The organism is Azospirillum sp. TSH100 (assembly GCF_004923295.1).
In the GTDB taxonomy this organism is placed as follows: Bacteria; Pseudomonadota; Alphaproteobacteria; order Azospirillales; family Azospirillaceae; genus Azospirillum.
The window spans coordinates 100,246-115,056 of record NZ_CP039635.1; the positions used below are offsets into that span (position 1 = coordinate 100,246).

The 14,811-nt window shown below is 67.7% G+C and carries 10 protein-coding genes; 3 read left to right on the forward strand and 7 right to left on the reverse strand.

Annotated elements, in window-relative coordinates; genetic code table 11:
* Positions 1-21: 21 nt before the first annotated feature.
* The 7 genes from E6C72_RS13170 to E6C72_RS13200 all read right to left on the reverse strand — a co-directional run bounded on the left by E6C72_RS13170 (position 22) and on the right by E6C72_RS13200 (position 11,404).
* A complete protein-coding gene (locus E6C72_RS13170; RefSeq protein ID WP_109864925.1) occupies positions 22-2,208 on the reverse strand; it encodes a hypothetical protein in 2,187 nt (728 codons plus the stop codon).
* Positions 2,205-3,593, reverse strand: a complete 1,389-nt coding sequence (locus E6C72_RS13175) for a glycosyltransferase family 4 protein (RefSeq protein ID WP_109864924.1) — start codon at positions 3,591-3,593, stop codon at positions 2,205-2,207. Before E6C72_RS13175 ends, E6C72_RS13170 begins: the two co-directional genes overlap by 4 nt.
* Positions 3,590-4,417, reverse strand: coding sequence for a class I SAM-dependent methyltransferase (locus E6C72_RS13180; protein WP_109864923.1), 828 nt, complete (start codon positions 4,415-4,417; stop codon positions 3,590-3,592). The genes E6C72_RS13175 and E6C72_RS13180 overlap by 4 nt, the downstream gene beginning before the upstream one ends.
* Positions 4,414-6,693, reverse strand: coding sequence for a glycosyltransferase (locus E6C72_RS13185; protein ID WP_109864922.1), 2,280 nt, complete (start codon positions 6,691-6,693; stop codon positions 4,414-4,416). Before E6C72_RS13185 ends, E6C72_RS13180 begins: the two co-directional genes overlap by 4 nt.
* 152 nt (positions 6,694-6,845) lie before the next feature.
* Complete coding sequence (locus E6C72_RS13190; protein ID WP_109864921.1) at positions 6,846-7,664, reverse strand: calcium-binding protein; 819 nt, start codon at positions 7,662-7,664, stop codon at positions 6,846-6,848.
* Between the two features lie 663 nt (positions 7,665-8,327).
* The gene (locus E6C72_RS13195) at positions 8,328-9,683 is read right to left on the reverse strand and encodes an HlyD family type I secretion periplasmic adaptor subunit (RefSeq protein WP_109864920.1); all 1,356 of its coding nucleotides are present in this window, start codon (positions 9,681-9,683) and stop codon (positions 8,328-8,330) included.
* The gene (locus E6C72_RS13200) at positions 9,680-11,404 is read right to left on the reverse strand and encodes a type I secretion system permease/ATPase (protein WP_109864919.1); all 1,725 of its coding nucleotides are present in this window, start codon (positions 11,402-11,404) and stop codon (positions 9,680-9,682) included. The genes E6C72_RS13195 and E6C72_RS13200 overlap by 4 nt, the downstream gene beginning before the upstream one ends.
* 537 nt (positions 11,405-11,941) lie before the next feature.
* On the opposite strand from E6C72_RS13200, the gene galE reads away from it, so the two are divergent.
* The 3 genes from galE to E6C72_RS13215 are packed head-to-tail and all read left to right on the forward strand — an operon-like array spanning position 11,942 to position 14,808.
* Positions 11,942-12,955, forward strand: coding sequence for a UDP-glucose 4-epimerase GalE (galE, locus tag E6C72_RS13205; RefSeq protein ID WP_109864918.1), 1,014 nt, complete (start codon positions 11,942-11,944; stop codon positions 12,953-12,955).
* Between the two features lie 16 nt (positions 12,956-12,971).
* The gene (locus E6C72_RS13210; protein WP_247876106.1) at positions 12,972-13,568 is read left to right on the forward strand and encodes a winged helix DNA-binding protein; all 597 of its coding nucleotides are present in this window, start codon (positions 12,972-12,974) and stop codon (positions 13,566-13,568) included.
* Between the two features lie 13 nt (positions 13,569-13,581).
* Positions 13,582-14,808 (forward strand): DUF2336 domain-containing protein, encoded by a 1,227-nt coding sequence (locus tag E6C72_RS13215; RefSeq protein WP_109864917.1) that lies wholly within the window; start codon positions 13,582-13,584, stop codon positions 14,806-14,808.
* The last annotated feature ends 3 nt before the right edge of the window (positions 14,809-14,811 follow it).

The following is a 14,811-nucleotide window of genomic DNA, read 5'->3' on the forward strand; positions in this document are numbered from 1 at the left end:
ATTTGGCAGGCGACAAGAGGATCAGGCGGCGATCGACGCCTTCCAGCGCTCGGCGAAGCTCCATTCGTCGACCAGGGCGCTCATGCGCTCCAGCCGGGGGTCACGGGCGCCGCGGGGCTGTTCGTCGACCGCCACCAGCCGGACCTTGGGCAGCCACAGGCAGGAACCGCCGGCCGCCCGCACCCGCAGGCACAGGTCCAGCCCTTTCGGCTCCAGACCCAGATAGCGGCCGCGGTCGGCCATGGCGCGCACCAGCAGATCGCGCGGCAGCAGCCCGCAGTCGGCGGACGCGGCATCGACCGCCGATGCCTCCTGTTCCTTCAGCCAGTCGCGCGGATAGCCGGCGAAGCGGCGCTCGTAGGTGACGGCGCCGCCCGGCCCTTCCACCGCGACGATGCCGGCGAAGCGGACCGAATGGTCCTCGTACAGCAGGGTCGGGCTGACCATCACCGGCGCCAGGGCGGCGGAGCCGACGGCATTCGGCTTGCGGATCGCCCGCTCCAATGCCGACAGCCAGCCGCGCTCGGTTGGCAGGACCGACGGCGAAAGCAGCAGGACGCGGTCGGCTCTCGCATGCGCCAGCGCCACCGCCACAGCCTCGAACGGATCGGAGGCCGTGGGAGCGGCGACGAAGCCGACCGCCAGCCGATAGAAGCCGGCAGCCTGCCGGACCATGCCGGCCAGACGCTCATGGGTGCCGGCACCGGCGACCACCAAAATCTCCGTTTCGACAAAGTCCGGGTCGTTCGCCATCCGGGCGAGGTTCAGGTCGACATCCTCGCGCCCGTCGCAGACCGGCAGGATCACCGAGACACGCGGGCTCCTCAGCGCGCGCCCCATCGGGTGCAGGACGGAGGACGGGGCTGCCCGCCCCGAGGCGGCGGTGCGCAGCATCGGCCCGAGATGGGCGGAGACGACACGGTCGATGGCCGGGCTGTCGGGATTCACCGCCCCCAGCATGCGGCGCAGCGAATCGCCGGTCGGCGGCTGGCAGGGCAGCGGCAGGAAGGCGATGCCATCGGCCAGCGTCAACTCCAGGTGGAACCCGGCATCGGCGGTGATACCGGCCGGCTCGCGGGCGAAGGCGGTGAAGCCGTGACCGTCGTTGCCGGGCAGCAGACGGCCGGCGAACAAAGGGTCATGGGCGAAGGCGTCCGACACGTCCTTGCGGGCCAGCCGCGACCAGTCGCTGTCCAGCCGCGCCGTCATGCCGCCGCCCTTCACCGCGACCGCGCGGACCGCCTGTGTGGGATCGAGCAGCCAGCCGCAGACGAACAACCCGGCGCCCGGAACGCGCACCGCCATGTCCAGCCCCATGCGCACCGGCGCCTGGATCTGCGACACCGTCTCCACCCCGTTGTAGCGGGCGGCGATGGCGGCGGCGACACCACGGCGGGCGGCATCGCCCTGCAACTGGCCCAGCATGTCGCGGGCATGGGCGGAGGCGACGCCGTCGGCCAGCAGTTGCCGGTGCTCGAAGATCGCCAGATGGCGCCAGCCGTCGGCGGCCCGGAAATGGATGCGGCGGATGGCTTCGGGGGATGCCACCGGTCCTTCCAGAATCGCCAGCAGGCCTGCGGCATCGTCGGGCAGGTCGGGGCGGTGGAATGGAGCGGCGGCGCTGGAATGGGTCCGCAGGTCATCGGCCTCGATCAGCACGGGGGAGGCACCGGCCGGAAAACCGTGCGACCAGCCTTGCACCATCAGCGCGCCGTCTCGAAAGCGGCCCAGCACCTCGGCGAAGCCGTCCGGACGGGAAACCTCATGGGCGAGACCGGTCAGCAGACGGATACGACGATCCGCTTCGCCCTCGCCCGCGTCCAGTCCGGACAGAAGGGTCACGGCGACGTCCAACGCGGTGTCGAGTGCCTGCGGCTGCACCTCGCGCAGTGCGGCGACCAGATGGGCCGGGTTGGTGCGGACATTCGACAGGCGGGGCAGCAGCAGATGCTTGCCCTGGGCATCCTCGATCTCGATGCGGGACGGACGCATGTGCGCCAGTCCGGTGACACGGATGGCGCCCAGGAACCAGCGCTCCCCCGCTGCATCGGTCCAGCAGCCGCCACGGAAACGCCCGTCGATCATGCCGTCCAGCATCACCACGCTGTCGGCCGGCAGAGGCTGGTCAATGGCGCCGAACAGCATCAGCGTGTCTTCGTCCAGCAGGACAGCGGCGGTGATGTCGGCCTTGGTGCTGCGGTCCTTCATCGGTTGCGGTTCCCCTGGATAAGAGCGGTGGGCGTTGGTGAAAGCAGTTCGTCGTAGAGCGCGAGGTGGAGCGACGCGGCCTCCTCCGTGCGGCGGACGGCGGGGATGTTGGCCGACAACCGCTCCCACAGGCCGGGTTCGGTCATGGCACGGGTCATGACGCGGGCGAGATCAGCCGGGTCGTTGGGGCGGACATGCAGGCCGTCGACTCCGTCGCGCACCGCCTCCGCCATGCCACCGATGCCGCTGACGATGACCGGGCGGCGGTGCTGGAAGGCCTCCTGGATCACCAGGGGGGCGTTCTCCCACCAGATCGATGGCATCACCACCCAATCGGCGGCGGCCATCAGTGCCGGCATCTCCTGCGGACGATAGGGACCATGGGCAGTGGCGAGTCCGCGCGTCGCCTCGAAACCGTCGGCCACCCGCTGACGGAACTCCGGCGTCTGATACAGGCTGCCTCCATGGACGGCCAGCGAAGGAAAGAACCCCTGCCGGGCCATGCGGGTGACCGCGTCGAGCGCCACGGTGACGCCCTTGAACGGGTTCAGGTTGCCGAAATAGGCGAAGGCGTCGCGCGCGGCACCGGCGGCGAGATCGCGCGTCGGCGCAGGCTCCACCGCCGGCCGGCTGTTCCCAATCACCTCGATCCGGGCAGGGTCGAGACCCCATGCGACATAACGGTCGCGCAGGAAACGGCTGGGCGCCAGGAAGCGGTCGACCAGCCCGAACATCGCCTTGATGTGCTTCTCGCGCAGCAGGAACTGGTCGGCCGGCCGGTCGGGGAAGCAGCGGTGGCAGGCGTCGGGCGACGCCTTGCTGCACAGGGCGCGCGCGCCACCCTCGCCACGCGGCGGGGTGACCATCTGCCCGTCATTGGCGCAGATCGGGTAGTAGTCGTGCAGAGTGTAGACGATCTTCGCATCCGGGCAGACGCGGCGGATCAGGAACAGCATCTCCACGCCCAGCAACAGCGTGTGATGCACATGCACGATGTCCGGCCGGAAGGCTCGCAGCAGGTTCGACAGGTCGGGGACCAATCCGTGCAGGTCGATCTGGCTCTGATGGAAATGGTCGAAATGGCCTGCCCACAGCAGAACTTCGTCGGCGCTGCGCCCCAAGGTCTGGAATCCGGTGCCGGGGCGCGGCGCCCGGTGGGTGTCATTGGTGCAGGCGAGGAACAGGCACTCCGCCCCGGCCGCCTTCAGGCCGCCGAACAGCTCGTGCGCGAAGATCTCGGTGCCGCCGGGATGCAGGCTCGGGTGGTTGTGCGCGATCAGAAGAACCCGTGGCGGAAGGTCGGCGACCAGCGGACGGGCCGGCTGGCGCGGAGCCGGACGGGCGGCCTGATTGGCCGGAAGCAAAGGAAGGCGGCGGCGGCTCATGGCACGGTTCCCTTCTCCAGAACCAGCAGGTCCTGGAAATTCTCGGCCTCACGCTGGCCGCTCCAATGGCCGCGCATGACGGCGCGGGCAGGACGCAGCCCATACGCGGCGAAGCGACCGAGAAGGAACTCCTCGTCATAGGCGACGGCGGCGTTGGGATGCTCCGGATCGGCCAGCAGTTCCACATCTGGCGCGTCCCGGAAAGGCGGACGGGCGGTGCCCTTGGCGATGCCGGCGCGCGCAGTGGTGTCGGCCAGGAACAAACTGAGGAAGCAGCGCCCGCCCGGCTTCAGCACCCGTGCGATCTCCGCCGCGTAGCGCTCGGTATCGGCGGTGCGCAGGTGGGTGATGACGGAGGTCAGGATGACGAAGTCGTAAACGCCCGCCTTGAAGGGCAGCGTCGCCGTCTCGCCCTCTATCCGGCCATCGGGATTGTAGAGGCCGTTGACGACGTCGAGATGATGGAAGCGGAACTCCGGGTAGGCCTGGGTGATGGTCTCGGCACACCAGCGGATGCCGTCCAACACGATGTCGATGCCGTCATAGGACCCATCCAGATATTGGGTCAGCGGCAGCGCCATGCGGCCGACGCCGCAGCCGATCTCCAACACCTTGTGGTCGGGACGCAGGCCGCCGAGACGGACGAAATGGCGCAGGAACTCCGCCCCGATGGCGCGGAAGTCGCCGTCGCCGATGAAATGCAATTCGGGCGGCGGCACCGGCAGGAAACGGTTGCGCGCGATCTGGGCGCAGAGCCATTCCAGCCGCGGATCGGTCTGACGGCGCAGGACGGCAAGCTGCGGGATCGGCAGAATCGCATTCATCGGGTCACCTGTGCGGTCTTGCGGGTGCCGCCATTGCAGGACGGCGGCAGCTCGTCGTCGGCGTGCCAGTCGAGCGCCATCAGTTCGGCCATGCGATCGGCCCAGCGGCGGCCATGGAGCCAGCGGTTGTATTCGGAGGCGACCCCGCGGGTGTAGCCCTGGTGCCGGCCGATGGACCGGCGCTCCAGATGGTACAGTTCCACCGACGGGGCATAGCGGATGTCCAGCCCCTGCCTGCGGATGCGCAGGCACAGGTCCGAGTCCTCGAAGTCGCCGATGACGTAGTCCTCGCAGAAGCCGCCGACGGCACTGTAGGCGGCGCGCGTGGTCAGCAGACAGGCGCCGGTGACGCCGGGCACCGAGCGCGGCCGGCAGGCAGCGGCGAAGTCGCGCGGCAGGCCCTTGAAGTAATGGTGGTTGTACCAGGCGCCCTGCAGGTCGCGGTCGAAATAGAGCCCGGCATGCTGGAGGCTGTCGTCGTCGAACAGCAGCTTCGGACCCACCGCGCCGATGCCCGGACGTTCCTCCAGCGCTGCGACCAGCTGCGGCAGCCAGCCGGCACGGTCAGGCACCACGTCGGAATTGAGAAACAGCAGGCGGTTGCCGCGAGCCGCCGCGACGCCGGCATTGTTGGCAGCCGAATAGCCGTAATTGGCGCTCTGCACCAGCAGCAGCATCGGCAAGCCATAGAGGCCGTGGAAACCGCGCAGCAGATGCACCACCTCGTCGCGCTGCTCCGGGCTGTCGAGCACGAAGACCAGCTCGGCATCGACCATCGACGGATCGGTGGCGAAACAGGCGATCTGGAAACGCAGGAACTCCAGCGTGCGGTAAAGCGGGATGATGACCGACACCGCGGGCTTGGTCTTGCGCTCGCCATAGACGACCAGTTCCGGCTCGACGCGGCTGGCGAGATGGGCGGCGTGCAGCGAGACGACGGCCGGGCCGATGACGGTCTCCAGCAGCTCCGGCGTGGCGAAGCGCGGCGGCAGGCTGCCCAGCACGGCGGCACGGGCGTCGGCATGGGCGCGCGGGCGCGGCGGCGGGACGAGGCGCAGGGCTCCGCCTGACGCCAGCCGGAGCTCCGCCGTCACCTGGAGCGCCTCCGCTGGTTCGGGAGTGCCCGGCAGATGCAGGACGAAGCCGCTGCTATCGATGCCGGTGCTGCCGTAGAGCTTGGCAACGTCGTCGCGCGGGAAGCGGTTGGCGAAGCGCTCCACCCGGCGCTCGCCGCCGAAGGGGGTGCGCACCACCAGCTCCGCCGCCAGACCATGCGGATCATACAGCCAGCCGGCGAGGAACAGCCCGCCGTCGGCTGTCGGAACCGCGAGGTCGAGCGAGGCGCCGATCGGCCGCTTGGCGTCGGCGGCCTGCCGACGCGGCAACGGGGCCAGTGCCTGCAACTCGCTGACCGCCGAGGCGGCGGACGCGTGGCTGCGGCCACGCTGGGCGAGGCAGGACAGCAGATAATGACGGAGAGCGGCCGGCGTGTCCGGCCGGGCGTTCAGCCGGTCGGTCAGGGTCGGCAGGCCGGCGGGCTCGTCAGGGAAGCGGCGGCAGGCGACGCCGTTGGCGCCCAGCACCACCAGCAGGTTGCCCGGCACGCCCAACCCACGGTCGATCAGCAGGTCGAAGGCGATGCGCCCCTTCCCCGCCGGATCGGGTCCGATGCAGGCGTCGAAGGGCGCCCGTATCACCGCGTTCGGGGACAGCACCACCAGACCGCTGATGGCGCCGAAGCGGCCGGACAGCGCGCCGGCACACAGAAGAAGGTCGCCGCCCGCACTCGCCCGCAGTACCAGCGGCGCCGGTTCCGCCGCACGGTCCAGCACCAACCGGCGACACAGCCCGGCAAAGGCGGCGTCGCAGCGAAGCGCCGGGGTGGAGCAGGCAAAATCGAACAGGAAGCGCAGCACCCGCAGCCGGGCTGCACCGTCCAGGCTGCCCAGCAACCCCGCAGGATCGAGGTCGGCGGCGCCGGTCTCCGTGCGTAGCTCGGCGATCACCCGGTTGTTGGCGATGAAATGGACGGGCATCCGCGGGTCGCGCGGAGCAGCCAGGATCGACAGGACGCGCCGCCCGCCCCAGCCGGTGTCGATGGTCAGCGTGGTGAAGGGGGGACGCACCGGCTCGCCGTCGACGTTCGGCGTGATCGGGCCGATCATCTCGGCCGAACCATCCATCGTCCAGGAGACGAGGAGAAAGCGGCTGCCCAGCGCCAGACGTTGGGCGGGGGCGATCGACACCGAATTCGGCAGGACGGCGATGACGGTCATGGATGGGTTTCCGGCAACGTCGATGGGTTTGAGGAGGGGTTTGAAGGTCGCAGAGGCGGAATTCGGGCAAAGGGGGGCCGGCGGCGGCCTTTACACCACCGGTCCCTCCTTCTCAGGCGTCGCTTGAAGAACGTCGCCCGATCAGTGCCCGGTTAGTGGATGACGAAGAAGTCGTTCGGGTGATTGTGGATGTCCGCAGCCGAGACACCCTTCAGCGTGATGCTATCGCCATGGCCGAGGTCGATCACGGCGTCGCCATGCTGGTCGGTGACGCGGGCGGCCAGATCGGCGGCATCGGTCACTTTCAGACCATTGATGTTGCGGGAGATCTGCAGAACGTCCTCGCCGGCCTTGAAGTCCAGGACCACGTCCTGGCCGCCGCCGCCGGTAAAGATGAAGACGTCGTGGCCGGCTCCGCCGGACAGGATGTCGTCGCCCTTGCCGCCTTCCAGGCGGTCGTTGCCATCGTCGCCGAACAGGGTGTCGTCACCGTCACCGCCGGTCAGGATGTCATTCCCGGTGCCGCCATGCAGGATGTCGTCGCCCTTGCCGCCGTCCAGGATGTCGTCATGGCCGCCCCCGACCAGAATGTCGTCACCCTTGCCGCCGGTCAGCACGTCGTTGCCGTCCCCTCCGGACAGCACGTCGTCGCCATTGCCGCCGTCCAGCACATCGCGACCGGCGCCGCCGATCAGCACATCGTCACCATTCCCCCCCAGGATGATGTCGTCGCCCGAACCGCCATCGATGATGTCGCTGCCGCTGCCCCCTAGCAGCACGTCCGCCGAAGCGCCACCATGGATCACGTCAGCCCCGTTGCCCCCCAACAGAAGGTCGTGCCCATTGCCGCCCAGCAGAGTGTCGTTCCCGTTGCCCCCCAGCGACAGGTCGTTGCCATCTCCGCCAACCAGCAGATCGTCATGATTCGTGCCGACATGCACGTCGTAACTGCCCCCAGGAACCGTAGCCATCGTAGGTGTCTCCTTGCGATGTGATTGGGATTTTTGGGCCTTCTTTCGGCCTCGCTCGAAAGGCCGAGCTCGCCTTTCGGTGTAACCAAATCTATCGAGCGGATAGTGTGATAAAACTCGGGAACATGGAAGAGAAAGTTGAGTCCAAACAGCGAAATCTTACAGAATAACGCATTATCTGTATTTTCAAAATGACAGTTATTTTGATTTATTTCGAATTTCTAAGCAGTTTAGGCTTTGAAAAATGATGGTCTGACCCACATTTTTGGCACTATATGGCCATGGACGGACTCAATTCGCACTCAAAATCCCAAATTGTTAAAAGAAGGTTTTTAAAATCGGGTGATCCATCCAAAGCCACAGAGGATTCGCAGCCGGCAGCGGGACCGCGCGTGCCGGCCTGAGCGGAGCAGTCGTCAGCAAATAAAAATGAAATCAATTTGATCCCCAGCGATCAAAATCACGACAAACTACTCCAGTATGCAAACATCGGCCGAATCGAAGGCAGTGAAATCACATTGCAGCCGCTCCAGCCGTGCAAAAGGGCCGGCGTGGGGGACGCCGGCCCTTTCACGGGGCCGCTTGCCAGGGGATGGAACCCGTGCAACGACCCCAGCCCGCACCGGCCCGAACGGGGGAGGACCGGGGGGATCACGCGTCCGCTCATTTCTCCCGGAAGGCTCTCTGAAGACCGTCGGTCAGCGGCGTCAGGAAATAGTCGATTGCGCGGCGGGCATGCCCGTGGATCATCACCTCGGCCGGCATGCCTGGATGCAACTCGACGTTGGGCAGGGCCTTCAGTTCCGCTACATCCATGCTGACACGGGCCGCGAAGTAATAGGTTCCGGTGCGCTCATCCTCCAGCTGATCGGCGGACAGCGACACCACCTGCCCCGCCACCGGCGGCACGGCGCGCTGGCGGTAGCCGGTCAGCTTCACCATCGCCTTGCTGCCGACTTCGACATTCTGGACGTCGTGGGGCGAGACGCGGGCCTCGACGATCATCGCGTCGTCCTGCGGCACGATGTCGAGGATGCCGGCCCCGGCGGGAATCACGCCGCCGGACGTGAAGAATTTCAGCCCTGTCACCCGCCCGGCCTGCGGTGCGGTGACCGCCTGACGCAGCAGCACGTCGTCGGCGCTGCGCAGCCGTTCCGACAGGTCGGCGACGCTGGCCTGGGCAGCCTGGAGGTCGGTCGACACCTCCGACCTCCGGGTGTTGCCGATGTTGATCATGGTCAGCTCGGCGGCGGCGATGGCCTGTTCCGCCTTGGACTTGTTCGCCATCAGCTCGCCCAGCCGGCCTTCGGAATCAGCGACGTTGCGCTGAAGCTCCAGCAGGCGCGGCTTGCGTTCGTAGCCCTTGGCCAGCAGGCCCTGCACCACCCTCAGTTCATCCTGGGTGTAGCGCAGCCGGTCGGCGGTGGCGACACGCTGCGATTCCAGCGCCACGATCTCGTCGCGCAGTTGGGAGATCTGCCGACGCTGGATGCCCAGCTGCGCCTCGTAGCTGTCGTGGCGCGACCGGAACAGTCCATCCTCCACCGCCATCGCCTCGGCCGCCACCGGATTGTCACGGGCTGCCTTGACCAGTTCGTCGGCGAACAGCGACTTGGGCGCGTCGGACTGCTCGGCGCGCAGCCGGCCCAGCCGGGCCAGTGCCGTCCAGTACTGTCCCTGCAACTGCGCCACGATCGCCTGGCTTTGGGTGGAGTCCATCCGCAGCAGCACCTGACCGGCGCGCACGAGGTCGCCGTCCTTGACGAGCAGGTCGCGCAGGATGCCGCCCTCCAGATGGGAAACGGTCTTGCGGTGGCTCTCAACCATCACCGTGCCGGCGGCGAGTGCTGCGCTGTCCAGGCTGGCGGCAAAGCCCCAGGTCAGGAAGCCGCCAAACCCAGCCAGCACGGCCAGCGCTCCGGCCAGCGCGGTGCCGCGCAGGGACGGCTCGGCCGGAACGGCGTCGATGGGCGCGGTCCAGACGGACTGCGACGACAGAAGGCGCGTATCGCTGCTCATCGCTGTTCTCCGCTGCGGACGAGGCGGGCAACACCGGCAGGGACGCCAGCCGGCTGCACCAGTTTCAGGACGTCGCTTCGGGCGCCGAAATGCTCGACGGCGCCCTCCTTCATCACCACCAGCTTGTCGGCGATGGCAACGATGGAGGGTCGATGGGCGATCATCACCACCGTCGTGCCGTCCGTCTTGGCTTTCTGCACGGCGTTCAGCAGCGCCTGCTCGCCCTCGTGGTCAAGGTTGGAGTTGGGCTCGTCCAGCACCAGCAGGCGGGGACGGCCGAACAGGGCCCGGGCCAGCGCGATGCGCTGCCGCTGGCCGCCCGACAGGGAAAAGGCACTGTCGCCGACCGGCGTATCGTAGCCGAAGGGCAAGCGCCCGATCATTTCATGCACCCCGGCCAGCCGGGCGGCGCGGACGATCTCCGCCGGATTGGCGCTGGCCATGCGGGAGATGTTCTCGCCGATAGTGCCGTCCAGCAGCGCCACCGACTGCGGCACATAGCCGACATATTTGCCGAAGCTCTCACGCTCCCACAGATAGGTGCTGGTGCCGTCCAGATAGATGCCACCGGCCGTCGGCTGCCAGACGCCGACCAGCAGGCGGGCCAGCGTCGATTTGCCGGCACCCGACGGACCGATGACGCCCAGCACCTCGCCCGCCTGAACCGCGAAGGTGACATTGCGCAGCACCGGCCGGTTCAGCCCGGCCGGCACATGGGTGACACGGTCGACGGTCAGCGCCCCTTGCGGCTGCGGCAGCGGCATGGTGGAGCGGGCCGAGGCGCCGTTGTTCAGCAAGTCGCGGATGCGCCGGTGCGCTTCCAGCGCCTTGACCCATTGGCGCCAGCCGTCCACCAATTGCTCGAAGGGATGCAGCAGACGCCCAGTGATCAGGCCGGCGGCCATCATGCTGCCGGGGGTCACCAGATTATCGATCACCAATGTGGCGCCGGCGGCGATCACGCCGACCTGCAAAATCATCCGCAGGGAGCGCGACGCCGCAGCCAGCCCGCGCGACAGGGTGGCGCCGCGGTCGATCATCCCCGCCGATCCGCTCTGCGCCGATTGCCAGCGCCGGGCCAGCGCCGGCAGCATGCCCATCGCCTCGATGGCTTCGGCATGGCGCACGGTGCCGGCGATGTCGGCGAAGACGCGGGCCGAGGCCTCGTTCGCCTGGGCCATCGGCCGCCGGGTCAGCATGTCGGTCAGCACGCCCATCACCAGCAGCACCAACGCCGAGACGATGGCGAGCACGCCATAGACCGGATGCAGCAGGAACAGGATCGCCAGGAAGATCGGCGCCCAGGCCAGTTCCAGCGGGGCGGTCACCGCGCTGCTGGTCATGAAGCTGCGCAGGTCGTTCAGGTCGCGCATGGTCTGCGCCGCATTGCGCGGGCCGCCCGACAGCGCGTCGACGATGGACGCCTCCAGCGCCGGAACGTTGAAGCGGTGGGCAATCACAGCACTGGTCACCAGGAAGGCGCGGGCGCGGATGAAGTCGAGCACGCCATACAGCGCCAGCGCACCAACCGCGATGATCGCCAGCATCGTCAGCGTTTCCAGGCTGCGGCTGCTCATCACCCGGTCATAGACCTGCATGGTGAAGAGCGGCAGCACCAGCATTAGCACATTGACGAACAGGCTGAGAACACCGGCCAGCAGCAGGCCCTGTCCAATCTTCCGGTAGGCTTGGGTCAGCAGGGGCCGATCCACGGAACTCATCTTCGATCCTTCCTGAAGGAGGATTCGCCACCTGATGCGGCGCTGGGAATGAGGGGAAACAGAAAAAGCTGCCGGCGGCGACGGACGCGGGACAGGAAGCCGGCTGGGGGGCGCCGGGTGCGGCAGGCCCGATGAACGGGAGCCGCCTATGAAGGGACGGATCCAGATGCGGGGGGAAGCGTCGGCGGATCCGGCAGGCTTAAGCTATACACCGGAGACATTTTAGAGACGTGTGACAAGTTTTGGGTCGCACCCCTTTCCAGCCTCCGAAAAAGGGGTATGAGAAGGCCGATAAGCCAATGATAGAAAACAGAAAAACTCCACTTCACCGAAGGTCTTAGGCCCTTCGTGGCACAGTGCGCAGCCATCTGGTCAGACGCGGCCGACATCGTGCATGCTGCGCTGCATGAGTTTTTGGCAAGGCGCCGCGATTGCCCCCATCCGGCCCGCCCTGCACTGCCCCCCGCGCTTTCCTTCCACCACGCCGGTCGCCCTGTTCAGGCTGCGGCCCGATCACCGGTTCAAGGAAACCCACTCATGACGACCTCTCAAACCATTCTTGTCACCGGCGGCGCCGGCTATGTCGGCAGCCATTGCGTGGCGGAGCTTCTCGACCGCGGCCACCGGGTCGTGGTGTTCGACAATCTGCGCCAGGGCCATGCCGCCGCCGTGCCGCCCGAGGCGACCTTCGTTCAGGCCGATCTGGCCGACGAGGCGGCGCTGGCCCGCGTGTTCGGGCAATGGCGCTTCGATGCGGTGTTCCATTTCGCGGCCCTGTCGGTGGTTGGCGAATCGATGCGCGACCCGCACGCCTATCTGCATGGCAACACCGTCACCTCGCTGAACCTGATCCGTGCCGCGGTGAAGGCGGGGGTGATGAAGCTGGTCTTCTCCTCCACCGCCAACCTGTTCGGCTCGCCCAAGCGCATTCCGATCGACGAGGACGAGGCGATCGATCCCGGCAGCCCGTATGGCGAATCGAAGTTCATGATCGAGCGCGCCCTGCATTGGGCCGACCGCTGCCATGGCCTGCGTTCCGCCTGCCTGCGCTATTTCAATGCGGCGGGCGCCCATCCCAACGGCAAGCTGGGCGAAGACCACAGCCCTGAGACGCACCTGATCCCGCTGGTGATGGACGCCGCCACCGGCAAGCGTCCTCACATCGAAATCTTCGGCGACGATTACGACACGCGCGACGGCACCTGCATCCGCGACTACATCCATGTCTGCGATCTCGCCGACGCCCATCTGCGGGTGCTCGACGTGCTGGACGAGCGGTCGGTCCGCTACAATCTCGGCAACGGGACCGGTTACAGCGTGCGCGAGGTGATCGCCTCGGTGGAGCGCATCACCGGCCGCAGCGTGCCGGTGAAGGTCGGCCCCCGCCGCCCCGGCGATCTGCCGGTGTTGATCGCCTCGTCGGAACGCATCCGCCGCGATCTCGGCTGGCAGCCGCGCTTCCCCGAACTGGACAGCATCATCGGCAGCGCCTGGGCATGGCGCAGCACGCATCCGCATGGGTTCCGCGGCCTTGCCGCCGCCGCGGAGTGATTTGAGCAGAAAGGACATGGGCAATGAGCGAGCCGGCGGGATCATGGACGCGATGAGCAACCTGAACTGGGACGACGACGACACTCCCGAACCGGGTCCGGACGACCGGTCCGCGAACCATGCGGGCGGCAAGCCGGGCGAGGATCTCGACCTTGCCGACTTCCACGGCATGGCGCGGCTGATCGAGCGGATGCACCGCCGGTACCTCGACGTCGTCCGTGTCGGCCTGTCCAAGCAGGGCGTGGAGGACATCGGCCCGGTGCAGGCGCTGATGGTGATGCTGATCGGCGAGGACGAGCTGTCGGTCCGCGACCTGATGGAGCGCGGCTATTACCTGGGATCCAACGCGTCCTACAGCCTGAAGATCCTGGTCGACGCCGGCTACATCAACCGGGCCGCCAACCAGCGCGACCGCCGCACCGCCCGCCTCCAGCTGACCGACAAGGGGCGGGAGCTGTGGGAGGGGCTGCGGCGGATGGAGCAGGCGCAGGCCGAGGCACTGGTCCGCAACGAGACCGAGGTCCGCGACCTGAAGGCCAGCTATCGCACGCTCCGTCGGCTCGACCGGCTGTGGGGCGACATGGTCCGCTATTCCTGCCTCGATTTCGATTGAAGGTCTTTGTCCGATGCCGCAGCCGGGTGCCACGATGCCACACGCCGCCGCCCACCCCGATATTCCCCACCCAAATGGCCTGTCGTCCAAGGATGTGGAGCGGCTGCTCGTCTCGCCGGACGCGGAAACGCGGATCGAGACGATGAACAAGCTGTTCCATGACCTGGAATCGGGCGCGCTGAGCCCGGCCGAACGGTCGCTGGCGATCGAGGTGGTGCATTGCTTTGCCGGCGATGCCCAGGTGGCGGTGCGCGAAGCGGTGGCTTGGCAGCTGCGCAACAGCCCGCTGCTGACCGAGGATCTGGCCGAGCGGCTGGTGCGCGACGTCGGCCGGGTGGCCTTCCCCATCCTGCGCGATGCCACCGGTCTGACCGACGATCTGCTTCTGGACGTTCTGTCCGATCCCGATTCCGGCAAGCATGTGGCGGTCGCCAGCCGCTCCAGCGTTTCCGCCCGCGTGTCCGGCGCCATAGCCGAACGCGGCAACGTGATCGCGGTGACGGCCTTGCTGCGCAACGATGGCGCCGAGGTCCCGGACAGCGCCATGACCCGCGCGCTCGACCGTTTCGGCCGAGTCCGCATGGTCAGCGAGGCGGCGGCGACCCGTCCCGGCCTGTCTCTGGCGATGGTCGAGCGGGTGGTCGCCTTCGTTTCCGACAGCATGCGCACCACGCTGATGCAGGCACACGGCCTGTCGCGCGAACTGGTCGAGCGGCTGGTCGAGCGCGGGCGTGAGGCGGCGACCATGCGCATGCTGCGCCCGGTGCTGCGCGGCGCCGAGGATATCGATGCGGTGATCCAGTGGCTGCACACCAACCGCCGCCTGACCCCGGTCCTGCTGTTCCGCGCGCTGTGCGCCGGCGACCTGACCCTGTTTGTCGCCGGCATGGCCTTGCGGGCCGGCATCCCGCCCGAGAACGCCCGTAAGCTGGCCTGGGACGATGGCGAACTGGGCATGGCGGCGCTGCTGAAGAAGGCGGCGGTCGCCCCTGGCCTGACCCATCCCTTCCAGATCGCGGTCGGCGTCGCCAAGCGCATGGAGTATGACGGCGACGATACCCGCCGCGAGGATTTCCAGGCGGAGGTCATCAGCGAGCTGTTCACCGCCTGCACCCCGACCAACGACTGGATGGTCGACGATCTGCTGTTGCAGCTGTTCGACCAGAAGTCGGAGGAGGTGATCGACCGCGCGCTCGATCAGGCAGGCCTGCCCTTTTCGCCGGTGCGCACGGTGCAGTAGCCG

What these genes read in the sequence shown, in the direction of transcription:
- E6C72_RS13190 (WP_109864921.1), bottom strand. Translation starts at nt 7,664, where the DNA reads ATGGCTACGGTTCCTGGGGGCAGTTACGACGTGCATGTCGGCACGAAT.
- E6C72_RS13175 (WP_109864924.1), bottom strand. Translation starts at nt 3,593, where the DNA reads ATGAGCCGCCGCCGCCTTCCTTTGCTTCCGGCCAATCAGGCCGCCCGT.
- E6C72_RS13210 (WP_247876106.1), top strand. Translation starts at nt 12,972, where the DNA reads ATGGGCAATGAGCGAGCCGGCGGGATCATGGACGCGATGAGCAACCTG.
- E6C72_RS13215 (WP_109864917.1), top strand. Translation starts at nt 13,582, where the DNA reads ATGCCGCAGCCGGGTGCCACGATGCCACACGCCGCCGCCCACCCCGAT.
- E6C72_RS13185 (WP_109864922.1), bottom strand. Translation starts at nt 6,693, where the DNA reads ATGACCGTCATCGCCGTCCTGCCGAATTCGGTGTCGATCGCCCCCGCC.
- E6C72_RS13170 (WP_109864925.1), bottom strand. Translation starts at nt 2,208, where the DNA reads ATGAAGGACCGCAGCACCAAGGCCGACATCACCGCCGCTGTCCTGCTG.
- E6C72_RS13195 (WP_109864920.1), bottom strand. Translation starts at nt 9,683, where the DNA reads ATGAGCAGCGATACGCGCCTTCTGTCGTCGCAGTCCGTCTGGACCGCG.
- galE (WP_109864918.1), top strand. Translation starts at nt 11,942, where the DNA reads ATGACGACCTCTCAAACCATTCTTGTCACCGGCGGCGCCGGCTATGTC.
- E6C72_RS13180 (WP_109864923.1), bottom strand. Translation starts at nt 4,417, where the DNA reads ATGAATGCGATTCTGCCGATCCCGCAGCTTGCCGTCCTGCGCCGTCAG.
- E6C72_RS13200 (WP_109864919.1), bottom strand. Translation starts at nt 11,404, where the DNA reads ATGAGTTCCGTGGATCGGCCCCTGCTGACCCAAGCCTACCGGAAGATT.